This window comes from Lysobacter concretionis Ko07 = DSM 16239 (assembly GCF_000768345.1).
Classification (GTDB): Bacteria; Pseudomonadota; Gammaproteobacteria; order Xanthomonadales; family Xanthomonadaceae; genus Novilysobacter; species Novilysobacter concretionis.
Window position 1 is genome coordinate 20,345 of record NZ_AVPS01000008.1, and the last position, 20,992, is coordinate 41,336.

19 protein-coding genes are annotated in these 20,992 nt (G+C 68.5%); 13 read left to right on the plus strand and 6 right to left on the minus strand.

What is annotated here, in order from left to right; translation table 11 throughout:
* The first annotated feature begins 24 nt into the window (after nucleotides 1-24).
* The 3 genes from N792_RS10365 (at nucleotide 25) to N792_RS10375 (ending at nucleotide 3,016) form a co-directional block, all read left to right on the plus strand.
* Nucleotides 25-1,182, plus strand: a complete 1,158-nt coding sequence (locus tag N792_RS10365; protein ID WP_036194840.1) for a COX15/CtaA family protein — start codon at nucleotides 25-27, stop codon at nucleotides 1,180-1,182.
* Complete coding sequence (cyoE, locus tag N792_RS10370) at nucleotides 1,182-2,102, plus strand: heme o synthase (protein WP_036194844.1); 921 nt, start codon at nucleotides 1,182-1,184, stop codon at nucleotides 2,100-2,102. Before N792_RS10365 ends, cyoE begins: the two co-directional genes overlap by 1 nt.
* A gap of 62 nt (nucleotides 2,103-2,164) precedes the next feature.
* Nucleotides 2,165-3,016, plus strand: a complete 852-nt coding sequence (locus tag N792_RS10375) for a TraB/GumN family protein (protein ID WP_036194847.1) — start codon at nucleotides 2,165-2,167, stop codon at nucleotides 3,014-3,016.
* 150 nt (nucleotides 3,017-3,166) lie between these two features.
* Here N792_RS10375 and dnaG read toward each other — a convergent pair whose 3' ends face one another.
* The 3 genes from dnaG to rpsU all read right to left on the minus strand — a co-directional run bounded on the left by dnaG (nucleotide 3,167) and on the right by rpsU (nucleotide 5,888).
* Complete coding sequence (dnaG, locus tag N792_RS10380) at nucleotides 3,167-4,903, minus strand: DNA primase (RefSeq protein WP_036194851.1); 1,737 nt, start codon at nucleotides 4,901-4,903, stop codon at nucleotides 3,167-3,169.
* Nucleotides 4,904-5,073: 170 nt separating this feature from the next.
* Nucleotides 5,074-5,520 (minus strand): GatB/YqeY domain-containing protein, encoded by a 447-nt coding sequence (locus N792_RS10385; RefSeq protein WP_036194854.1) that lies wholly within the window; start codon nucleotides 5,518-5,520, stop codon nucleotides 5,074-5,076.
* Between the two features lie 152 nt (nucleotides 5,521-5,672).
* On the minus strand, nucleotides 5,673-5,888 hold the full coding sequence (gene rpsU, locus N792_RS10390) for a 30S ribosomal protein S21 (protein ID WP_036194857.1): 216 nt from the start codon (nucleotides 5,886-5,888) through the stop codon (nucleotides 5,673-5,675).
* Nucleotides 5,889-6,060: 172 nt separating this feature from the next.
* On the opposite strand from rpsU, the gene tsaD reads away from it, so the two are divergent.
* The 5 genes from tsaD (at nucleotide 6,061) to N792_RS10415 (ending at nucleotide 9,657) form a co-directional block, all read left to right on the plus strand.
* Nucleotides 6,061-7,083, plus strand: a complete 1,023-nt coding sequence (tsaD, locus tag N792_RS10395; RefSeq protein ID WP_036194860.1) for a tRNA (adenosine(37)-N6)-threonylcarbamoyltransferase complex transferase subunit TsaD — start codon at nucleotides 6,061-6,063, stop codon at nucleotides 7,081-7,083.
* A 129-nt stretch (nucleotides 7,084-7,212) separates the two neighbouring features.
* Complete coding sequence (folB, locus tag N792_RS10400; protein WP_036194863.1) at nucleotides 7,213-7,578, plus strand: dihydroneopterin aldolase; 366 nt, start codon at nucleotides 7,213-7,215, stop codon at nucleotides 7,576-7,578.
* Nucleotides 7,575-8,894, plus strand: a complete 1,320-nt coding sequence (locus tag N792_RS10405) for a mechanosensitive ion channel family protein (protein ID WP_084105707.1) — start codon at nucleotides 7,575-7,577, stop codon at nucleotides 8,892-8,894. Before folB ends, N792_RS10405 begins: the two co-directional genes overlap by 4 nt.
* Entirely contained in the window at nucleotides 8,891-9,391 is a 501-nt protein-coding gene (gene folK, locus N792_RS10410) for a 2-amino-4-hydroxy-6-hydroxymethyldihydropteridine diphosphokinase (RefSeq protein ID WP_036194865.1), read from the plus strand. The genes N792_RS10405 and folK overlap by 4 nt, the downstream gene beginning before the upstream one ends.
* A 71-nt stretch (nucleotides 9,392-9,462) precedes the next feature.
* Nucleotides 9,463-9,657, plus strand: coding sequence for a hypothetical protein (locus N792_RS10415; protein WP_036194868.1), 195 nt, complete (start codon nucleotides 9,463-9,465; stop codon nucleotides 9,655-9,657).
* Between the two features lie 232 nt (nucleotides 9,658-9,889).
* Here N792_RS10415 and N792_RS10420 read toward each other — a convergent pair whose 3' ends face one another.
* On the minus strand, nucleotides 9,890-10,636 hold the full coding sequence (locus tag N792_RS10420; RefSeq protein ID WP_036194872.1) for a pteridine reductase: 747 nt from the start codon (nucleotides 10,634-10,636) through the stop codon (nucleotides 9,890-9,892).
* A gap of 129 nt (nucleotides 10,637-10,765) precedes the next feature.
* On the opposite strand from N792_RS10420, the gene N792_RS10425 reads away from it, so the two are divergent.
* On the plus strand, nucleotides 10,766-11,950 hold the full coding sequence (locus N792_RS10425) for a class I SAM-dependent methyltransferase (RefSeq protein ID WP_036194875.1): 1,185 nt from the start codon (nucleotides 10,766-10,768) through the stop codon (nucleotides 11,948-11,950).
* Nucleotides 11,947-12,363 (plus strand): VanZ family protein, encoded by a 417-nt coding sequence (locus tag N792_RS10430; RefSeq protein ID WP_036194877.1) that lies wholly within the window; start codon nucleotides 11,947-11,949, stop codon nucleotides 12,361-12,363. The genes N792_RS10425 and N792_RS10430 overlap by 4 nt, the downstream gene beginning before the upstream one ends.
* A gap of 531 nt (nucleotides 12,364-12,894) precedes the next feature.
* Here N792_RS10430 and N792_RS10435 read toward each other — a convergent pair.
* Together N792_RS10435 and N792_RS10440 are read right to left on the minus strand one after the other, a co-directional pair.
* Nucleotides 12,895-14,121 carry a multifunctional CCA addition/repair protein gene (locus tag N792_RS10435; RefSeq protein ID WP_036194880.1) on the minus strand — a complete coding sequence of 409 codons (1,227 nt, stop codon included), beginning with the start codon at nucleotides 14,119-14,121 and terminating at the stop codon, nucleotides 12,895-12,897.
* 16 nt (nucleotides 14,122-14,137) lie between these two features.
* Nucleotides 14,138-16,186 (minus strand): lytic transglycosylase domain-containing protein, encoded by a 2,049-nt coding sequence (locus N792_RS10440; protein ID WP_052103959.1) that lies wholly within the window; start codon nucleotides 16,184-16,186, stop codon nucleotides 14,138-14,140.
* A 223-nt stretch (nucleotides 16,187-16,409) separates the two neighbouring features.
* Here N792_RS10440 and N792_RS10445 point away from each other — a divergent pair, with 223 nt between their 5' ends.
* From N792_RS10445 to N792_RS10455, 3 genes are all read left to right on the plus strand, one after another.
* Nucleotides 16,410-17,222, plus strand: a complete 813-nt coding sequence (locus N792_RS10445; RefSeq protein ID WP_036194883.1) for a sulfite exporter TauE/SafE family protein — start codon at nucleotides 16,410-16,412, stop codon at nucleotides 17,220-17,222.
* Nucleotides 17,223-17,337: 115 nt separating this feature from the next.
* Nucleotides 17,338-17,724, plus strand: coding sequence for a DUF6165 family protein (locus N792_RS10450; protein ID WP_036194887.1), 387 nt, complete (start codon nucleotides 17,338-17,340; stop codon nucleotides 17,722-17,724).
* Nucleotides 17,725-17,989: 265 nt separating this feature from the next.
* Nucleotides 17,990-20,962 carry a TonB-dependent receptor gene (locus tag N792_RS10455; RefSeq protein ID WP_036194890.1) on the plus strand — a complete coding sequence of 991 codons (2,973 nt, stop codon included), beginning with the start codon at nucleotides 17,990-17,992 and terminating at the stop codon, nucleotides 20,960-20,962.
* Nucleotides 20,963-20,992 lie beyond the last annotated feature (30 nt).

Here is a 20,992-nt window from a genome sequence, read left to right on the forward strand (position 1 = left end):
GCCTCCTCCTTCCACCCGGCTTCCGTGTCGGCCGCTTCCCGGCCGGCGGTCGTCCGGCCGACCCGGAACTTCCACCGCCTGGCCTGGCTGGCCGTCGCGCTGGCCGTCGGTGTCATCGTGTTCGGTGCGTTCGTGCGCCTGTCCGATGCCGGCTTGAGTTGTCCCGACTGGCCGACCTGCTACGGCCGCGCCGCCTGGCCGACCCAGGCCCATCACGCGGCCGAGCACGCCGCCACTGCGATCCGGCCGGTGGAGGTCGACAAGGCCTGGCGCGAGCAGTTCCACCGCATGATCGCCGGCGCCCTCGGCGTGCTGACCCTGACCCTGGCGCTGCTCGCGGCACGCCGGCGCAGGCACGGCATCGCGCAGATCGTCGCCGCCGCGGTGCTGGTCGCGATCGCGATCCCGTTGTACATGCGCGGCAATCATGTGGGCGCGTCGATCCTGGCCATCGCCGGCGAGGCACTGTTGCTGTTCGCGGCGTTGCGATGGAGCAACCTCGACCTGGCGCGCGTGGCGGCATTCACGCTGGCGGTGATCATCTTCCAGGCCCTGCTGGGGATGTGGACGGTGACCTGGCTGCTCAAACCCATCGTGGTGATGGGGCATCTGCTGGGCGGCCTGCTGACGTTCTCGCTGCTGCTGTGGATGGCGTGGCGATCGACCAACCTGCCGATCCGGCTGGCCGACGCGATGAAGCTGCGCAAGCTGTTGATCGTCGGGTTGGCGCTGCTCGGGCTGCAGATCGCGCTGGGCGGCTGGACCAGTGCGAACTATGCCGCGCTGGCCTGCGGCACCGATTTTCCGACCTGCGTCGGCCGCTGGTGGCCGCCGACCGACTTCCGCGAAGGCTTCGTGCTGTGGCGCGGGATCGGCGTGGACTACGAAGGCGGCGTGCTGGACGGCGCCAGCCGGATCGCGATCCAGATGGCGCACCGGATGATGGCGGTGGCGGTGTTCGCCTGGCTGCTGTGGTTTGCGTGGCGCCTGCTGCGCACGCCGGGCATGCGCGGCTGGGCGAGCCTGCTGGCTTTGGCGACGATCGCCCAGGTCAGCCTGGGCATCGCCAACGTCAAGCTCGCGCTGCCGTTGTGGACGGCCGTGCTGCACAACGCCGGCGCGGTCCTGCTGCTGTTCGTGCTGGTGTCCCTGCTTGCGCGGCTTCGCGCGCCGGAGGCGTGATGGCGCATTCCTTCCGCCAGACCTGCCGCGAGTACTGGGATCTCACCAAGCCGCGCGTGGTCGCACTGATCATCTTCACCGCGGCGATCGGCATGTTCCTGGCGGTGCCGGGCCTGCCGCCGCTGCAGGAGTCGGTGCTCGGCTTTCTCGGCATCTGGCTGGCAGCGGCGTCGGCGGCGACCATCAACCAGCTGCTCGATGCGCGCATCGACGCGAAGATGGCGCGCACGTCGTGGCGGCCGATCGTGGTCGGCCAGGTCACCCCGCGCCAGGCGTTGCTGTTCGCGCTGGCGCTGGCGGCGCTGTCGATGCTGATCCTGCTGGTGTGGGTGAACGTGCTGACCGCGGTGCTGACGTTCGCCTCGATGATCGGCTACGCGGTGATCTACACCGTGTACCTCAAGCACGCGACACCGCAGAACATCGTGATCGGCGGACTCGCCGGCGCGGCCCCGCCGGCGCTGGGCTGGACCGCGGTCACCGGCCAGCTCGACCCGCACGCACTGTTGCTGGTGCTGATCATCTTCATCTGGACGCCGCCGCATTTCTGGGCGCTGGCGATCTTCCGCCGCGAGGACTACCGCAAGGCGATGGTGCCGATGCTGCCGGTCACCCACGGGGTGGAGTACACCCGCTGGCAGATCCTGTTCTATACGGTGTTGCTGGTGCTGGTGACCGTGCTGCCATGGGCGACCGGCATGAGCGGGCTGTTCTACCTCGGCGGCGCGCTGGTGCTCGGCGTGGCGTTCCTGTACTACGCGTGGCGCCTGATGGACCCACCGGACGAACGCTACGCGATGAAGGTGTTCGGCTTCTCGATCGTGTACCTGATGGCGCTGTTCGCGTTCCTGCTGGTCGACCACTGGCTGCTGCCGTTCCTGCAGCCGGCGGCGGCGATGGAGTTCCGTGCGATGGGGTGAGGGGCGACCTGCTTTGCCGGTTGCCTGACCCACATCGGATGCCGCCCCTGAGGAGTTCTGCCATGTCATGGATCTGCTGGAATGCGGTGCTTGCCGTTTACCTGCTGCTGTCGATGCCGGCGCATGCGGCTGACAGGTGGTTGGATGAAGGCATCGCCGCGGCGTCGGAGCTGATCCGCAGCCAGGCGGGCGAACATCGCCTTTTGCTGTTGGGAGAGAAACACGGCACGCGGGAGATCCCGGTCCTGGTGGAGACGCTCGTCGCCGCCTATGCGGACGGCGCGCCTGTGGTGCTCGGGCTGGAAGTGCCGCATGGCGAGCATGGGGCACTGAAGTCCTACATGGATTCCGACGGCGGCGTCGCGGCGCGTGCGCGACTGCAATCGACGTCGTTCTGGTCACGTGCCGACGACCAGCACGACGGTCGCCGCAGCCACGACATGCTGGATCTGGTCGACGCGTTGCGTGTGATGCGTCAGCGTGGCCGCGATGTGGCCGTGCTGCCTTACGATCTCGGCCCCGATGATGCGCGGGACCATCACGCGCGCGACGCGGCGATGGCCGACACCTTGCGGGCGGCATTCGCGGCGCTGCCGGTGGGGCGTCTGGTCGTGCTGACCGGCAACGTCCACGCCATGCGGGAGAAGCCCCGCGACGCGCCACCGCAGATGCAGCGACCGATGGGCTCGTACCTGCGCGACCTGGATCCGTTTTCCGTGGATATCGTCGCCCGGCAAGGCGAGTTCTGGGCCTGTACCAACCGCTGTGGCCCGATCAGGGAATCCGCGGGTGCGCACCTCAATCAGGTGGATGGCAGCGGCGCTTGGGATTTCCGGATAGTGCTGCCGCGATTCAGCGTGGCGCGCCTGATCGGCGCAGGCCCGGCCGGGGAGGGACGGCCGCCAAGCGGTTGATCGTTCCCGCGCGCCAGGAAAGGTCTCAACAACTGCCGTCGTCCCCGCGAAAGCGGGGACCCAGCGACTTCAGTTCATCGACAGCAAAAGGCGCTGGGTTCCCGCATTCGCGGGAATGACAAGCAGAAGGTCGAGTTGTACGGATATTTCCTAATCGAAGCGCGCGTTCAACAGCCCGCGCAGTTCGTCCTTGTCGTCGTCGTCCAGTCCGCTCTGGCGCTGTTTGGCGAGCAGCTCGTCGATGCGTTGCTGCAGTGTCTGCCGGTTGAGCTGGGCGATCGTGTCGAGCAGTTCCTCGCGCAACGTGGTTGCGTCGCCGGGCAGGGTCACGGCGGCGAGTTTCTGCAGGGCGGCGTGTTCTTCGCGGTCGGCAAAGTGCTCGACCAGCGCACCGGTGCCGATGTCGGGCCGGTCGTAGATCAGTCCGAGCAGGTCGACCAGCAGTTCGATGCCGGGTTGCCGCAGTCCGGCGAAGCGGAACGGCGGCTCCAGCTCCAGCGCGAGCGCGGGCTGTTGCAGCAGCAACAGGATCGCGCTGCGTACCAGGCTGCGTCGCGGGGCGGTGATGCCGTGGCCGATGCGTCCACGCTGCACGCGCTGTACCGGCACGTGGGTAGCGGGGTCGCTCGAGCGGGCACCCACGCCGGTCAACTCGGTCAGGCGCTGCTGCATCAGGTCGGCGAACGCGCCATCGGGAATCTGCGCGAGCAGCGGTTTGGCGCGCTCGGCCAGCCGGCCCTTGCCTTCCAGCGTGCCCAGGTTGACGTCGGCCGACAGCGAGTCGAACAGGAACTGCGACAACGGCGTGGCCGCCTGCAGACGGGCGTCGAAACCGGCGGCGCCTTCGGTCCGCACGATGCTGTCGGGGTCCTCGCCATCGGGCAGGAACAGGAAGAAGCCCTGGCGGCCGTCCTTCATGCGCGGCAGCACCGACTCGACCGCCTTCCACGCCGCGGCGCGGCCGGCGCGGTCGCCGTCGAAACAGAAGTACACATCGGGCGCGTTGCGGAACAGCAGCTCGGCGTGGTCGGGCGTGGTCGCGGTGCCGAGGGTGGCGACGGCGGTGTCGACGCCGTGCTGGAACAGCGCGATCACGTCCATGTAGCCCTCCACCACCACCAGCCGCGGGATCTTGTTGTGCGCTTGGCGAACCTGCCACAGGCCATAGAGCTCGCGGCCCTTGTGGAACAGCTCGGTCTCCGGCGAGTTGAGGTACTTCGGGCTGGCGTCGGCGTCCAGCACGCGGCCGCCGAAACCGATCGCGCGGCCGCGGCGGTCGTGGATCGGGAACATCACCCGGTCGCGGAACTTGTCGTAGATGCGGCCGCTGTCGTTCCTGGAGAACAGGCCGCCGCGCTCGAGCAGGCCGAGCTGGCGCTGGTCGGTGCCGAGCGCGTCGCGCAGCGCGTTGAAACCGTCCGGCGCGTAGCCGATGCCGAAGCGTGCGCGGATGTCGGTATCCACGCCGCGATCGTCGAGATAGGACTGCGCCTTCGGGCTGCCGAGCAGCTGTTTCTGGAAGAACGCCGAAGCCGCCGCCATCGCATCGAACAGCGCCTGGCCGTCGGGATTGGCATTGCGCTGGACGGTGTCGCGCGGCACTTCCATGCCGGTCTGCTTGGCAAGCTCGTCGATCGCGTCGAGGAACTCGAGCCGGTCGTAGTTCATCAGGAAGCTGATCGCGGTGCCATGCGCACCGCAACCGAAGCAGTGGTAGAACTGCTTGGCCGGCGAGACCGTGAAGCTCGGCGAGCGCTCGTCGTGGAACGGGCAGCACGCCGCATACTCCTTGCCCTGCCGCTTCAACGGCACGCGCGCGCCGATCAGCTCGACGAGGTCGGCGCGGGCGAGCAGGTCATCGATGAATGCGTCCGGGATGCGGGCCATGGCCTAGAGATCGACTCCAAACCGGCAGGCGGGTTCCGCCAGCGCGCGGCGGCGCGTTGAGACAGGTTCGCAAGCGAGGTTTCTCGTTGCGCGGTCATCGATGAATGCGTCTGGGATGCGGGCCATGGTCTGGGTGGGCCGAGCCGGGGCGGGATCGGCGGAACCGGTGCTCAGGCGCTCAGGCGCTGCTTGACCAGTTTGGACACCAGGCCCATGTCGGCCTGTCCCGCGAGCCGGGGCTTGAGCGCGCCCATCAGCTTGCCGATGTCGGCGGGGCCGGCGGCACCGGTTTCGGCGATCGCGGCATCGATCGCGGCGACGATGGCGGGCTCGTCCAGCTTGGCCGGCAGGTAACGCTCGATCACCACGATCTCGTCGCGCTCGATGACGGCCAGATCCTCGCGGGCGGCGGCTTCGAACTGGCTGACCGAATCGCGACGCTGCTTGACCATCTTGTCCAGGATCGCGAGCACCTGGGCGTCGTCCAGCTCGATGCGCTCGTCGACTTCCCGCTGCTTGATGGCCGCCAGCATCAGCCGGATCACGCCGAGGCCGTGCTTGTCGCCGGCCTTCATGGCGGCCTTCATGTCATCGGTGAGTTGCTGCTTGAGCGTCATGGCGGTGCCTCGCTGTGTGAATGGGGCCAATGCAAAAAGCCGACTGCGCATCATGGCGCGGCCGGCTTGCTGCGGACAAACACGCACCAAGCCGCGAAGGCCGGTGCGGTGGCGCGACCGGGAGCGTCGATCAAACGCTTCCGGTCAGGCGATCAGTACAGGCGCTGACGCTTGGTCACATCGCGCGAGGCGCGACGGGACTGGCGCTTCACTGCGGCTGCAGCCTTGCGCTTGCGCTCCTGGGTCGGCTTCTCGTAGTACTCGCGCTTGCGGGTCTCGGCGAGGACGCCGGCTTTCTCGCAGGTGCGCTTGAAGCGACGCAGGGCAAACTCGAAGGGCTCGTTTTCGCGGACTTTGACGGCGGGCATGCGGAATCTCGGTTCGGGTGAACTGCCCGGCAAGTCCGGGCGAGCCGCGTATGATAGCGAAACCAGCCGCGGTGGTGCAAGTCCGGGGGCCTTTGTGGCGTGAGCCGGGCAGGACGCAGCCGGGTGCTGGCGTACCCTTTCCGGTTCCCTGAACCGTCACGTGGCCGCATTCATGAAAGTCCTGGGCATCGAAACCAGTTGCGACGAGACCGGTGTGGCCGTGTACGACACGCGGTCCGGCCTGCTCGCGCATGCGCTGTACAGCCAGATCGCGCTGCATGCCGAATACGGCGGCGTGGTGCCGGAACTGGCCAGCCGCGACCACGTGCGCAAGCTGCTGCCGCTGATCCGCCAGGCCCTGGCCGAGGCCGGGATGACAGTCGGGGGCATCGATGGCGTGGCCTACACCGCCGGGCCTGGGCTGGTCGGTGCGCTGCTGGTGGGCGCGGGGGTGGCGCGTTCGCTGGCGTGGGCGCTGGACATACCGGCGGTTGCGGTTCACCACATGGAAGGCCACCTGCTGGCGCCGCTGCTGGAAGACGACCCGCTGGGCCGCCCCGAGCCGCCATTCGTCGCACTGCTGGTGTCCGGCGGGCATACCCAGTTGATCGCCGTGGATGCGATCGGCCGCTACCGCCTGCTCGGCGAGACGCTGGACGACGCGGCCGGCGAGGCGTTCGACAAGACCGCCAAGCTGATGGGCCTGCCATACCCGGGCGGGCCGCAGCTGGCGATGCTGGCCGGGCAGGGGCGGGCGGGAGCCTATAAATTTCCGCGGCCGATGACCAACCGGCCGGGGCTGGATTTCAGTTTCAGCGGACTCAAGACCCAGGTGATGCTGGCCTGGCGCGACGGCGACCAGTCCGACCAGACGCGCGCCGACATCGCCCGCGCGTTCGAGGAGGCGGTCGTGGATACGCTGGCGATCAAGTGCGAGCGTGCGCTGGAGGCAGCCGGCTGCGAAACGCTGGTGGTGGCCGGCGGTGTCGGCGCGAACCTGCGACTGCGCGCGAAGCTGGGCGAGATGGCGGCCCGGCGCGGCGGCCGGGTCAGCTTCCCGCGGCCGGCGTTCTGCACCGACAACGGCGCGATGATCGCCTTCGCCGGCGCGCTGCGGCTGCAGGCCGGCCAACACGAGGACGCGGCAGTGAGGGTGCTGCCGCGCTGGGACATGGCGACCCTGCCGGCCGTGTGATCGCGGGGTTTTTGTCGGAGCGACGTAAGTCGCGACCCGGAACGATATGGACGTCGCGACTGACGTCGCTCCCACAAGGGCAAGACTCTTCTGAGCAAGGGCATCCATCAACGAGGCACCGGAATCGCAATGGACAAGGTTTTCATCGAGGGTCTGCAGGTCGATGCGCTGATCGGCATCTACGACTGGGAGCGGCGCATCCGCCAGCCGCTGGTGTTCGACATCGAGATGGCGTTCGACAACCGCATCCCGGCCGCCAGCGATGCGATCGGCGACACGCTCAACTACAAGGCGGTCAGCAAGCGGATCATCGCCTACGTGTCGCAATCCGGGTTCGGCCTGGTGGAGACGCTGGCCGAGCGGGTGGCGGCGATCATCCTGGAGGAATTCGGGGTGCGGCACGTCCGGCTGAAGCTCAGCAAGCCCGGCGCGGTGCGTGGCGCGCGCGCGGTGGGGGTGATGATCGAGCGCTCCGCGGCTACCCTGCAGCAATGAATTTTCTTGCCGATGTCGAGTTTCTGCGGCCGCTGATGGCCATTCCCCATATGACCATGCTGATCGGCCTCACCGGCCTGCTGCTGCTGGCCTGGGTGGCGAACTGGCTGACCCGGCAGGTCCTGATCCGGGTGGTCGGCGGGCTGGTCAAGGCCTCGCCGATGAAGTGGGACGACGCGGTGATGTCGCGCCGGGTGCTGGCGCGGCTGGCCAACATGGTGCCGGCGTTGATCATTGTCGTGGGCATCGGCGGTATCGACGGCCTGTCGGACGGTATGGTCACGGTGGTGCGCAACGTGGCGCTGGCGTTCGTCGCGCTGACCATCGCGCTGGCGATCAGCAACGTGCTCGACGCGGTCAATGACCTGTACGTGGCGAACAGCCGCCGCGCCAACGAGCGGCCGATCAAGGGCTACCTGCAGGTGGTCAAGATCGTGGTGTTCGTGTTCGCGCTGGTGGTCATGGTGGCGACCCTGATCGATCGCTCGCCGCTGCTGCTGCTGTCGGGGTTCGGCGCGATGAGCGCGGTGCTGATGCTGGTGTTCAAGGACACCATCCTGTCGCTGGTGGCCAGCGTGCAGTTGAGCAGCAACGACATGCTGCGGGTCGGCGACTGGATCGAGATGCCCTCGCTGCAGGCCGATGGCGACGTGATCGACATGGCCCTGAACACGGTCAAGGTGCAGAACTGGGACAAGACCGTCACCACCATCCCGACCTACCGGCTGATCAGCGACAGCTTCAAGAACTGGCGCGGCATGCAGGAATCGGGCGGCCGCCGGATCAAGCGCGCGCTGCTGATCGACCAGTCGTCGGTGCGCTTCCTGGAACCCGACGAGCGCACCCGCCTGCACCGGATCGCGCTGATCGACGGCTACCTGGACGACAAGCGCCAGGAACTGGAGGCCTACAACGCGACCCTGCTGTCGGCCGGCAAGGACCCGATCAACACCCGTCGGGTCACCAACATCGGCACCTTCCGCGCCTACGTCAGCCATTACCTGCGCGTGCATCCGGGCATCAACCAGCAGATGACCCAGATCGTGCGCCAGCTCGCGCCCGGCCCGACCGGGCTGCCGCTGGAGCTGTACTGCTTCACCGACACCGTGTCGTGGGTGCCGTACGAGGGCATCCAGGCCGACATCTTCGACCACCTGATCGCGATGCTGCCGGAGTTCGGCCTGCGCCTGTACCAGGCGCCGGGCGGCGCGGATGTGGCGGCGCTGGCCGGGGCGGGCGCGGATGCGCGCGCGGGAGCTGCCGCCAGAACCAACGCCGAAACCGGCACCGAAACCGGCACCGAAACCAGCGCATGAGTCGCGCCTACCTGAGCCTGGGCAGCAACCAGGACGCGGAGTGGCATCTGCGTGAAGCGGTGGACGAGCTGCGCGCGCGGTTCGGCCCGTTGGTGCTGTCGCCGGTGTACCGCACCCGTGCGGTCGGCTTCGACGGTCATGATTTCCTCAACGCGGCGGCGGTGATCGAGACCGACCTCGACCCGGTCGAACTGCACGACTGGCTGCACGCGCTGGAGGACGCCCACGGCCGCGATCGCAGCGGCCCGCGCTATGGCGACCGCACGCTGGATATCGACATCGTGCTGTTCGACGACCGGGAGTTCGTCGGCCCCGGCAACCTGCGCATACCGCGTCCGGACCTGCAGCACGCGTTCGTGCTGCGTCCGTTGGCCGATATCGCGCCCGACGTGGTGGTGCCCGGCGATGGCCGCAGCCTGGCGCAATGCTGGGCCGCGCATCCCGACCGCGATGTGGTGCTGGAAACCGTGCGGCTGCAGCCTCCCGCGGGGATTTGATCCTGCTCAAGCCCGGCCCGCTGCGATCGGGCAGGATGATGGCATTGACACCGCCACAAAGGAGGGGCGCGATGCATCCGATCTGGGTTGAACTGTTGACCAAGCCGGTGGGCTGGCTGTCGCTTGGCGGCTCGATTTTCCTGCTGGTATTGCTGCCACTGGGCATCCACCTGTTTCTGCGCAAGCAGATCCGTGACAACGAAGGCGGGGCCGAGGCGGAAGCCTACGAGCGCCGCCGCCGGGGCGAGCTGCCACCGGAGGACTGATCCGTCGGCGAGCGACTGTGGAGGTGTGCAGGCTTCGGTCGTCCGACTGGACTTCCTTTGTAGGAGCGACTGTAGGAGCGACGTGAGTCGCGAAGCTGCGAATTTCGGACACGATGGCCAGGTCGCGACTGACGTCGCTCCTACATAGAGCGTGGTGGCGGTGATCGTTACCGTAAGGAACGGCGTCAGCCGCGAGCGCGCAGCGACCGCGCTCAAGGGCGCAGGCGCGACCTCAGCCGGCGAGCATCCGTCCGCCATCCAGGTACAGCACCTGGCCGGTGCAGTAGCTCGCGTCCTGCAGCAGCCAGCGCACGGCTTCGGCCACTTCGGCGGGGGTGCCGGTGCGGCGCAGGGGCGTGCGCGCCAGTTTTTCCGCCTGCGCCGCCGCATCGGGCGCATGTTCGCCGGGATTCTGCGGCCACAGGATCGCGCCCGGCGAGACCGCATTGACGCGCACGTCCGGCCCCAGCTCGATCGCCAATGACCGGGTCGCCATCAGCAGCGCGGCCTTGGCCATGCAGTAGATCGTGTGCCCGGCCAGCGGGCGTTCGGCGTAGATGTCGGTCATGTTGACGATCGCGCCGCCGCGTGCGGCCAGGTGCGGGGCGGCGGCCTGGGCCAGGAACAACGGCGCGCGCGCGTTGCTGGCGAACAACACATCCCACTGCGCCGGGGTGGCGCTGCCGATCGGTGTGGGGATGAAACCCGAGGCGTTGTTGACCAGCGCATCCAGCCGGTCGAAACGGCCGATCGTGCGCGCGACCATCTCGGGCAGGCGGTCGAACTCGGCCAGGTCCGCCTGCAGTATCAGGGTGCTGCCGGCGCGTGCGGCTTCCAGCTCCGCCACCAGCGCGTCGAGTTCCGCCCGCGAGCGGCGGTAATGCAGGGCCAGGTCGTAACCGGCCGCGTGCAGCGTGCGGGCGGTCACCGCGCCGATGCGGTGGGCACTGCCGGTGATCAGGGCGACGGGTCGTGACAAGGCGAGTCTCCACGCGGGGAAGGCCCCGGTCAGCGGGCAGAGGCGGACGAACCGTTATCCTGCGCGACTGCAACGCGCAATGCCAACGAACGGTGCCCTTGTGAGTGACGATCCCGTGAGTGATGCCCAGTGAGCGATTTCGACCTTCCCCCACCCGATGCCGATGCACTGGCCCACAGCGGGCGGCTGCAGGCGTTGATCCGCCAGCAGATTGCCGGCAGCGGCGGATCGATCCCGTTTTCGCGCTTCATGGAACTGGCGTTGTACGCGCCGGGACTGGGGTATTACAGCGCCGGGGCGAGCAAGTTCGGCGAGGCCGGTGATTTCGTCACCGCGCCGGAACTGGGGTCGGTGTTCGCCCGCTGCATCGCCAATGCGCTGGCGCCGGTGATCGCGCAATGCGGCCCGCAGGCGCGGATGCTGGAGCTGGGCGGCGGCACGGGTGCGTTTGCCGAGGCTGCGCTCGGGCGCCTGAGCGAGCTGGATGCGCTGCCGCTGCGTTACGCGATCCTCGAACCCAGCGCGCAGTTGCGCCAGCGCCAGCGCGAGCGCCTGCAGCGGCGGCTGGAGGCGTCGGTGTTCGCGCGGGTCGAGTGGCTGGACAGGCCGTTCGAGGATGACTGGACCGGCGTGCTGTTTGCCAACGAAGTGCTCGATGCGCTGCCGACCCCGCGTTTCGCGATCGATCGCGGACAGGTCTGTGAGGAGCATGTCGTGGTGGGCGATGCGGGCTTCGCGCGCGAGTTGCGGCCGGCCGACGCGTTCCTGGAAAGCGCGGTGCGCCATCTGGAACGGGGGTTGGGGTGCGCGCTGCCCGAAGGCTACCGCTCCGAGGTGCTGCCGCAGTTGCCGTACTGGATCCAGGCGGTCGTCGGCGGCATGCAGCGCGGCGCGATGCTGTTTGCCGACTACGGTTACCCGCGTGCGGAGTTCTACCTGCCCGAGCGGGATGACGGCACCCTGCGCGCGTATTACCGCCACCGCATGCACGCCGATCCGATGCTGTGGCCGGGCCTGCAGGACATCACCGCGTCGGTCGATTTCACCGCGCTGGCGGAGGCCGGTACGGGAGCGGGTTTTGATTTTTCCGGCTATTGCCACCAGGCCGGCTTCCTGCTCGGAAACGGGCTCGGTGACGTGCTCGAAGAACTCGGCGGGATCGAGGACGATGCCGAGCGCCAGTGCCGCATCAACGAGGTCAAGCGGCTGACCCTGCCGAGCGAGATGGGCGAGCGGTTCCAGCTCATGGGGTTCGCCATGGAGGTCAATTTCGAGGATGCGTTCATCGATGGCGACCTGAGTTTCCGCCTGTGATCGAGCGCGGCACGGACGCGCGCTGGCTGCGCGGGTTCGAGCGGCCGGGGCTGTGGCTGGCGCTCTGGTTCGGTCTGTTCGGACTGGTCGCGACCGGCTCGCTGGTGTCGTCCGCTGACTTGCCGGAGGTGTCGATCGCGCACTTCGACAAGGTGCAGCATTTCGTCGGCTACGCGGCGCTGTCGGGATACGCGGTCATGCTGTTCGCGCGTCTGCGCACCCAGGCCTTGATGGCATTGGCCGTTATCGGTTTCGGCATCGCGCTGGAGGTTGCCCAGGCCACCCTGACTCCGGACCGCATGGGCGATGCCGCCGATGTGGTGGCCAATAGCCTGGGCGCGCTGGCGGGCCTGTTGCTCTCGGCGACACCGGTGGCGCACTGGCTGCAGCGGCTGGATGCGCGACTGGGTTAGTCGTCGGGTTGCGGATGTTTCAGCCGATTGATCACCGCGCGGCCGGTCAGAGTGAGCGCGAGTAACGACGATCTTTCCTGAAGCCGGTACACAAAAATGCGTGTCATTGCGCTGAAGCGCCTGCCGGGTATCCCGCTCAGTCGCTCCACGAAATTCGCTTGGTGATCGGGACACCCGGCAGGCGCCACCGGGATCCTCCGGTAGCTGAGAGGAAATCAAAAGCACAACCTGATTAGCGCCGCCGCTCAGCTGGCTCTGGCCGAAACCACATCAAACACGGGCCGATGCGGCGTCCTGGCGGGGTGTTGCGGACAGCGGGCCATGGATGGTCCGCGGCGGTGAGTGCGACCATGGATGGTCGCCCGAACCGGGCAGCAAGCACCCCGCCAGGGCGACGCTCCTGCCGGAGTCGACGAGCTCGTCCCACTCGAGCCGGGCAGCACCACCCCTGCCCGGCGACGCCGTCACCGAAGCAATCAATACCGCTGTTGCTGTTGCTGTTGCTCGTTGAGCCCGTGCCAGTTGGTGGGGTTACGGCTTTTTCCCGGTTGCAGCAGCCACCGCCGCGATCCGGGCGTCGCGCATGGCCTCGCCGATAGCAGGGCCGGTGAGGCCTTCGGGCAGGTCGCTGGCCCGCACCGCGCAGGCGGCGGCGTGGGCGGCGCGCAGCGCATCGGCCTGGGGGTAGGCGTCTTCGGCGTGGCCGGTGCGGCCGCGCTTGTCGGCTTCGCAGACGGTGGCGAGCTGGTCGATCCGGCCGGGTTTGCGGAAGCCGTCGCAACGCTCGATCAGCCGCACCACGGTGGTCGCGCGCAGCTCGTCGAAACGGTGGATGTTGAGGTGTTCGCGGCAGGCGATCTCGCCCAGCAGGCGGTGTTCGACGGGGACTTTCAGGCGTTCGCACAGCGCCTGCAGCGGGGCGACGCCGGCCTGCTCGTGGCCGATGTGGCGCGGCAGTACGTGCGCCGGCGTCAGCGCCTTGCCCAGGTCGTGGGTAAGGGCGGCGAAGCCGATCAGGTCGTCGCCGGGCGCGAGCCGAGCGGCCATGTCGCAGACCAGTTCGGCGTGCACGCCGGTGTCGACTTCCGGGTGGAACTCGGCGCGCTGCGGGACGCCGTACAGCGCATCCACTTCCGGCAGCACCACCGCCAGCGCGCCGGCGTCGCGCAGGGTGCGCAGGAAGGCCGACGGGCGCTGGCTGGCGATCGCGCGCCGCAACTCCTGCCAGATCCGCTCGGGCACCAGGTCGGCCAGTTCGCCGGAGGCGACCATCTGCCGCATCAGGGCCATGGTCTCGTCGGCGACGGTAAAGCCCAGCGGCGCGAAGCGGGCCATGAACCGTGCCGCGCGCAGCACCCGCAACGGGTCTTCCACGAACGCGTCGCCGACATGGCGCAGCACCCGCGCCTGCAGGTCGGCCGCGCCGCCGAGGGGATCCACCAGTTCGCCTTGGGCGTCCTGGGCCATCGCGTTGATGGTGAAGTCGCGGCGGCCGAGATCCTCCTCCAGCGTCACCGACGGGTCGGCGTCCACCACGAAGCCGCGGTAGCCGCGGCCGGACTTGCGCTCGGTGCGGGCCAGCGCGTACTCCTCGCCGGTGTCGGGGTGCAGGAAGACCGGGAAATCGCGCCCCACCGACTTGAAGCCGGCGGCTTCCATCGAGGCCTGGGTCTCGCCGACGACGACCCAGTCGCGGTCGCCGGGAGCGAGGCCGAGCAGCCGGTCGCGCACCGCGCCGCCGACCAGGTAGATCTTCATCACCAAGCCGCCTGCATCACGAAGCCGCCACCGCATGGGGCAGCGGGCACATGAACGGCTTGCGTGGTGCATTGGTGCGGCCTTCGAGGCGGTCGCTGAGGCGCAATGCATCGCCGTCCAGCCGCCAGTCGTAGATCACGCTGAAGGCGAGCACGCGGGCGACGTATTCGCGGGTTTCCTTGTAGCTGATGGTTTCGATCCAGAAGTCCGGATCCATCCCCGGGCGCTGCGATTGCCAGCGGCCCAGCGGCGCCGGACCGGCGTTGTAGCCGGCGATCGCGAAGTACGGTTTGCCGCCGTACTGGTCGAGCATCTGACGCAGGTAGGCGGTGCCCAGCGCGATGTTGGTGTCGGGCTCGTACAGGCTGTCTGCGCCGGTCCAGGCCTGGCCGATGCGGCGGGCGACGGCGGCGCCGGTGGCCGGGATGACCTGCATCAGGCCCATCGCATTCGCGCCCGAACGTGCCTTCGGATTGAAGATGCTCTCGGCGCGGATCTCGGCCGCGACCCAGGCCGGATCAATGCCGTTGCGTTTCGCTTCACGCCGGATCGAGGCATCGTGGTGCAGCGGGAAGCGCAGGTCGTACAGCTGCATCTCGCCGGGGGCCTTGCCCAGCGAAAACACCGCGCGATCGAACCAGCCGTTGGCCTGTGCGATCTGCACCGCGACCTGGCGCTGGGTGTCGTTGAATCCGGCGATGGCGTCGCTCCACTCCTTCACCGCCCAACCGTGGCGACCGAGCAGGTGCAGGCCGATCGCACGCTGCAAGGCGGGGTTGGCGGCCACCGCGTTTCTGGTTGCGGGATCGGCATCGATGCTCGACGGGCACAGCGCGTACGGCTGGCCGATCCGGTCGGCCGCGAGGAAACCGTGGAATTCGGCGTGGCGCGCGGCGGCCCGGTACTTTGCCTGCGCAGTGCTCCGGTCGCCGGTCAACTCGGCCAGGCGAGCCTCGAAATAGGCGTAGCGCGAATCGTTGCGCTGGCTGTCACCCATCTGGCGGATCGCGGCCAACGCAGCCGGCCAGTCCGAACGCGACAGCGCTTCGCGCACGCGCCACTCGTGCAGGCGCTCGTCATAACTGGCCGCAGGCACCAGGTTGAGCCGGCGTGCGGAGTCGGGCAGGTAGGAGGCCACCGTCCACAGCGCGATCTGGTACAGCACCCGCCCGCGATCGGCCTCGCTGAAACCCAGCGCGCTGGCGTACTGCGGCAGCAGCGCCTCGGCGCGGTCGGGATCGGATTTGCCCAGCTTGGCCAGTCCTTGCGAGGCGATCAGGCGGCTGCGGTCGGTCTTCGGCCAGTTCAACGCGCGCGGATGCGGTGCCTCCAGGAAAGATGCGTATTCCTCGGCCAGCCCGCGCTCGCCCGCCGGCAGGCCGCGCGAGGCGCTGCGCATCACCCCGGGTTGCCATTCGGTGGCGGCCTTCTCGATCCGGCTCCAGCGCATGGCCGGTGGCAGCCCGCCGCGCGCGTCCAGGGCGGCGAATACCGGATCGCATTCGTCGGGCAGCGACCTGCCGCTGCTGTTCCAGATCGCCTGCGCCTCCTGTGTCCACGGCGCGTCGGTCCGGCCCAGCGACAGCTGTGCATCGAGTCGCACGCAACGCAGCCGGGGCGCGGTGAGCCGGTCGCTCCAGGCGGCGAGCACCGAGGCCGGATCGTCGCGACGGGCGCTGGCGGCCAGCCACAGCGGGCGGAATTCCGCACCGACCGCAGTGTCCCGGTACTGCTGCAGGAAGGCGTTGGCCTGGGCCGCTGGCAGGCGGTCGATGTCGCGGCGCAGGTTGGCGTATTCGACCCAGCGGAACAGCGGATGGTCGGCGAGGTCGACGTACTGGGCGGCATCGAAGCGGCCCTGCTCGGCGGCCTCGATCGCCGCGCCGATCCGCAGCCGCTGCAGGTCGATCAGCGGCTGGACGGGTGTGGTCGCGGCCGTTGTCGATACCGCCGTCGTGGTGGGCGCGGCCGTCGGCGATGCTGTGGGGGTGGAGCGTGCGCAGGCACTGGTGGCGAACGAGGTCGCCAGCGTGGCGAGTACGATGGGCAGGATTCTGGGCAGCATCGGGCGACTATAGCCCAGCCCCGATGAACCCTTTATCGGTGGCCTGCGGGGCTGCGTGGGCCGTGCGGGTGGGGTGCAGAGCCGGCGCAGCATGGCTTTGGGTCGGCGTCCGGGAGTCGGCGTCCGGGTGCGGACTCCGGCTGGCGTCGGCCCTGGTTCGTGGTTTCTGTCCGGTATTCTCCGCCCTGTTTTTTTCTTGCCGGGTGCACCCTCTGGAGTGTCGATGAGCGCGTTATGGCTGCTGTTTCCCCTGCTCGGCATCGTGGCCGGCGTGCTGGCGGGCCTGTTGGGTGTCGGTGGCGGCCTGGTGCTGGTGGCGGCGTTGGCGTGGCTGCTGCCGTTGATGGGCATCCCGACCGAGGCGGCGATGCATGCGGCGCTGGCCAGTTCGCTGGCCAGCATCGTGATGACCGCGGCGGCCTCGGCGCGCGCGCACTCGCGTCGTGGCAGCGTGCTGTGGCCGACGGTCGCGTGGATGGTGCCGGGCCTGTTGCTGGGCGGCTGGCTGGGCAGCGCCACCGCGGTGCGGCTCGACGACGACGTATTGCGCTACATCGTCGCCGGCTACTGCCTGCTGGCGGCGGCGCAGTTGCAGTACGGCCGTTCACGGCTGCGGACCGGCGATGCGGGCGACACGCCCGTGCCCCGCGGGGTGCCGATGACGGTGGCCGGTGGCGGGATCGGCGCGCTGTCGGCGGTGGTCGGCATCGGTGGCGGCAGCATGACCGTGCCGCTGCTGGTGTGGCACGGCGTCACCCCGGTGCGTGCGGTCGGCACCTCGTCGGCGTGTGGCGTCGCGATCGGCCTGGCCAGCGCGCTGGGGTACGCCCTGCATGCACCGGCCGGGGCGCTGCCCGACCACGCGGTCGGCTACGTCTACCTGCCCGCGGCGATCGGCGTGGCGTTCGCGTCGGTACTGGCCGCTCCACTGGGCACCCGGCTCGCGCACCGGCTGCACGGCGACATGCTCAAGCGGATCTTCGCGCTGTTCCTGGTGGCGGTGGCGGTGAGCCTGCTGGTGGCCGGCTGGTTTTGACTGGTCCGTTTTGACTGGTCCGTTCTGACCCGCCAGCCGTGACCGGCTTGTTTCGACCCGGCGCGCGTACGGCCATTACCATGGGCGCCTCAACACACCGCCATGCGAGGCACCCGTGGAAGCCGTCCTGACCCCTGTATCGATCGGTGAGCTGATCGACAAAATCACCATCCTCCAGATCAAGGCCGAGCGCATCGGGGATCCGTCCAAGCTGGCCAATGTCCGCGCCGAGCTCGCCGGCCTGCTGCCGCTGTGGCAGCCGCTGGAAGACGGTATGCCCGCGCTGGCCACTCTCAAGGATGAGCTCAAGGCGATCAACGAGCGGATGTGGGACATCCAGGACGGGCTGCGGAACAAGGAGGCAGCACAGCAGTTCGACGCCGAGTTCATCCGGCTCGCGCGCGGCGTCCATGCCACCAATGAAGCCCGCGTCAACGTCAAGAACACCGTCAACCGGCTGGCGGGGTCGCGGTTTGTCGAGGAGAAGCAGTACAAGGCCTGATCGGATCGGTGTTCAACCCGCCCGGCGCCCCGTTCAAGCCGGGAGTGTCCTGAGGCGGGATTGAATGACTGCGTGACCGCCGCAGACCTGCGTCCCGCCGACACCTCGACCCGGTTCACGACTCCATTTGGCGCCGCCTTCCGGTATTTGCCAAAGCGGGGGTTTTGATTTGCCACTTGTGGCGGCTTTACGGATTGTTTACAACGGTGCTTCGTCGCAGACAGGGGAGCGACGCCTCGAAATACTCTTATGGAGAGAGCAGTCGATGAACGCACCTCGTCGTCACCCGTTGGCGAAAGCCGTCTCGTTGTGCCTGCTGATCGGGTTGCCCTTGCTGGCCGCCGCGCAGGAACCGTCCACCCCCACTGACCAGACCCGTCGCGGCGCGACCACGCTCGACAGCATCCAGGTTACCGGCACCCGCATCAGGAAAGCGGAGATCGAGACCCAGACGCCGGTGCAGACGCTCACCCGCGAGGACATCGAGCGCACCGGCCTGACCTCGATCGGCGACATCCTGCAGGAGCTCACCGGCTCGGGCTCGGCGCTCAACACCAAGTTCAACTCGTCGGGCAACTTCGGCTTCTCGCCCAACGGCGACGGCGTGGGCGCGGGTTCGGCCCAGGTCGACCTGCGCAACCTCGGCCCCAAGCGGGTGCTGGTGCTGGTCGACGGCATGCGCTGGGTCAACGAGGCCTCGGCCTCCGGCGTCGGTGCGGCCACCGACCTCAACACGATCCCGCTGGCCCTGATCGAACGTATCGATGTGCTCGAGGACGGCGCCTCGTCGCTGTACGGCTCCGATGCGATCGGCGGCGTGGTCAACATCATCACCCGGCGCAATTTCGAAGGCGGCCAGGTCACGCTGAACTACGGCCAGTACGGCGAGGGCGACGGCACCCAGAAGGGCGCCGACATCGCGTGGGGCTTCAACACCGACCGCAGCAACCTGTTCGTCGGCATCAGCCACGTCGACCAGGAGGAGATCCTGTCGAAGACGCGCGCGCAGTCGCGCTTCCCCGTACCGGGCACCGGCCTGACCTTCGCCAGCTCGGGTACCCCCAACGGTCGTTTCATCTTCTTCCCCGGCACGGCCAGCAGCGCCTGCCCGCTGACCGATGTCGACGACAACCCGGCGACCGCGCCGGTGCCGTTCTGCAACATCACCACGCCCAACGGCAGCAGCTACGCGCCGATCCCCGCTTATCCGGGCGACTTCATCGGCTTCGGCACCGCCAACCGCTTCAACTTCTCCGAATACAACATGCTGCTGACGCCGTCCGAGCGCACCGGCGTGTTCGGCCAGTACCGGTTCTACTTCAACGACAAGGTCCACGCCTACGCCAAGGCGCTGTACAACCGCCGCGAGTCGACCAACCAGGCCGCCCCGGAGCCGATCTTCCTCGGCCCCGATGCCGGTACCGGCAACCCGTATGCGGACGACATCACCATCCCCGGCTCGCACCCGTACAACCCGTTCGACATCGACCTGGTCTCCAGCGGGCCGGGCGCGAACCTGGTGCTGATCGGCCGCCGTCCGGTCGAGGGCGGCGCGCGGGTGTACGAGCAGAAGGTCGACACGAAGTACTTCGCCGCAGGCCTGGAAGGCAGCTTCGGCAACGAGCAGACCTTCTTCTGGGACATCAACGTGGCCACCAGCGAGAACGAGGCCGAGCAGACCAACTACGGCTCCTACAACATCCGCAACATCGCCCTCGCGCTGGGCGACACCGACAGCAGCGGCGCCACCTGCGCGGGCACGCCGGGCTGCGTGCCGCTGAACATCTTCGGCGGGCCGGGCACGATCACGCCCGAGATGCTGGCCTGGATCCAGCCGGTGGTGCGCGACCGCAGCGAGCAGAGCCTGGACCTGGTCACGGCCAACCTGTCCGGCGACCTGTTCGATCTGTGGGCCGGGCCGGTCTCGTTCGCGGCCGGCGCCGAACACCGCCGCTACGAGGGCTCGTACACCCCCGATCCGATCAACTACGTGACCATGCCGGACGGTTCGGTGGAGAGCCACTACAACGGCGTGCCGTCGCTGCCGACCGCGGGCAAGTACGACGTCAGCGAGGCCTACGTGGAACTCAATGTGCCTCTGATCCGCGAAGGCACGTTCGGCAAGAGCCTGGACCTGAGCCTGGCGGGCCGCTACTCGGACTACTCGACCTTCGGCAGCCAGTTCACGCCCAAGTACGGCCTGCGCTGGCAGGTGGCCGACGAGTTGTTGCTGCGGGCGACCTATGCCGAAGGCTTCCGCGCGCCGTCGATCGGCGAGCTGTTCGGCTCCGCCAGCCGCGGCGACCTGCAGATCGACGACCCGTGCCTGGTCGGCCTGGACGGCTCGCCGCCGACCGGCAGCGCGGCCAACTGCGCCGCGCTCGGCGTGCCGCCGGGGTCGGCCCAGTCGAACTCGCAGATCTCGGTCACCACCGGCGGCAACCCGGATCTGGACCCGGAAACCGCGCGCAGCTTCAGCGCCGGCCTGGTGTTCAGCCCGGCGTTCGCGTCCGGCGCGGCGTGGTCGGACCGGCTCGATTTCGAGCTGACCTTCTACCGCCACAGCCTGGAGGGCGCGGTGCAGGCGATCGACGCCCAGACCCAGCTCGACCTGTGCGTGGAGACGTTGAACCCGTTGTACTGCGACGGCATCACTCGCTCGTCGGTGGGCAGCATCAACGGTTTCAACAACCGGTTGACCAACCTGGGCTCGATCAAGACCGACGGCTGGGATGCGGATGTGTTCTGGACGCTGCCGGAAACCGCGGCGGGTCGCTTCAAGCTGAGCTGGCAGAACACCATCGTCACCCGCTACGAGGCGGTCGGCGCGGCCGGGCAAGTGCAGCCGCGCGGGGTCGGGATCGAGGTCACCGACAGCGCGATCCCGGAATGGACGTCCACGGCGAACCTGGATTGGCGACGCGACAACTGGAACGCATCGTGGAGCGTGCGCCACATCAGCGAACTGGAGGAGCAGTGCGGGGATGCGGTGTCGTTCCCGGTCTGCAGCGACCCGGCCAAGGGCACCAACACCCTGGACGCGATCACCTACCACGACCTGCAGCTGGGTTACCGGATCGAGTGGTTCAAGGGCCTGCAGCTGACCGCCGGAGCCAACAACGTGTTCGACAAGGATCCGCCGATCTGCCTGTCGTGCTCGCTCAACGGTTATGACGCCTCCACCTACGACATCCCCGGCGGCCGTTATTTCTACCTGCGCGCCGACCTGCGCTTCTGATCGCCGAGCGGGGAGGGGCGGCGTCGATGA

What these genes read in the sequence shown, in the direction of transcription:
- cyoE (WP_036194844.1), top strand. Translation starts at nt 1,182, where the DNA reads ATGGCGCATTCCTTCCGCCAGACCTGCCGCGAGTACTGGGATCTCACC.
- N792_RS10375 (WP_036194847.1), top strand. Translation starts at nt 2,165, where the DNA reads ATGTCATGGATCTGCTGGAATGCGGTGCTTGCCGTTTACCTGCTGCTG.
- dnaG (WP_036194851.1), bottom strand. Translation starts at nt 4,903, where the DNA reads ATGGCCCGCATCCCGGACGCATTCATCGATGACCTGCTCGCCCGCGCC.
- N792_RS10385 (WP_036194854.1), bottom strand. Translation starts at nt 5,520, where the DNA reads ATGACGCTCAAGCAGCAACTCACCGATGACATGAAGGCCGCCATGAAG.
- rpsU (WP_036194857.1), bottom strand. Translation starts at nt 5,888, where the DNA reads ATGCCCGCCGTCAAAGTCCGCGAAAACGAGCCCTTCGAGTTTGCCCTG.
- tsaD (WP_036194860.1), top strand. Translation starts at nt 6,061, where the DNA reads ATGAAAGTCCTGGGCATCGAAACCAGTTGCGACGAGACCGGTGTGGCC.
- folB (WP_036194863.1), top strand. Translation starts at nt 7,213, where the DNA reads ATGGACAAGGTTTTCATCGAGGGTCTGCAGGTCGATGCGCTGATCGGC.
- N792_RS10405 (WP_084105707.1), top strand. Translation starts at nt 7,575, where the DNA reads ATGAATTTTCTTGCCGATGTCGAGTTTCTGCGGCCGCTGATGGCCATT.
- folK (WP_036194865.1), top strand. Translation starts at nt 8,891, where the DNA reads ATGAGTCGCGCCTACCTGAGCCTGGGCAGCAACCAGGACGCGGAGTGG.
- N792_RS10415 (WP_036194868.1), top strand. Translation starts at nt 9,463, where the DNA reads ATGCATCCGATCTGGGTTGAACTGTTGACCAAGCCGGTGGGCTGGCTG.
- N792_RS10435 (WP_036194880.1), bottom strand. Translation starts at nt 14,121, where the DNA reads ATGAAGATCTACCTGGTCGGCGGCGCGGTGCGCGACCGGCTGCTCGGC.
- N792_RS10440 (WP_052103959.1), bottom strand. Translation starts at nt 16,186, where the DNA reads ATGCTGCCCAGAATCCTGCCCATCGTACTCGCCACGCTGGCGACCTCG.
- N792_RS10445 (WP_036194883.1), top strand. Translation starts at nt 16,410, where the DNA reads ATGAGCGCGTTATGGCTGCTGTTTCCCCTGCTCGGCATCGTGGCCGGC.
- N792_RS10455 (WP_036194890.1), top strand. Translation starts at nt 17,990, where the DNA reads ATGAACGCACCTCGTCGTCACCCGTTGGCGAAAGCCGTCTCGTTGTGC.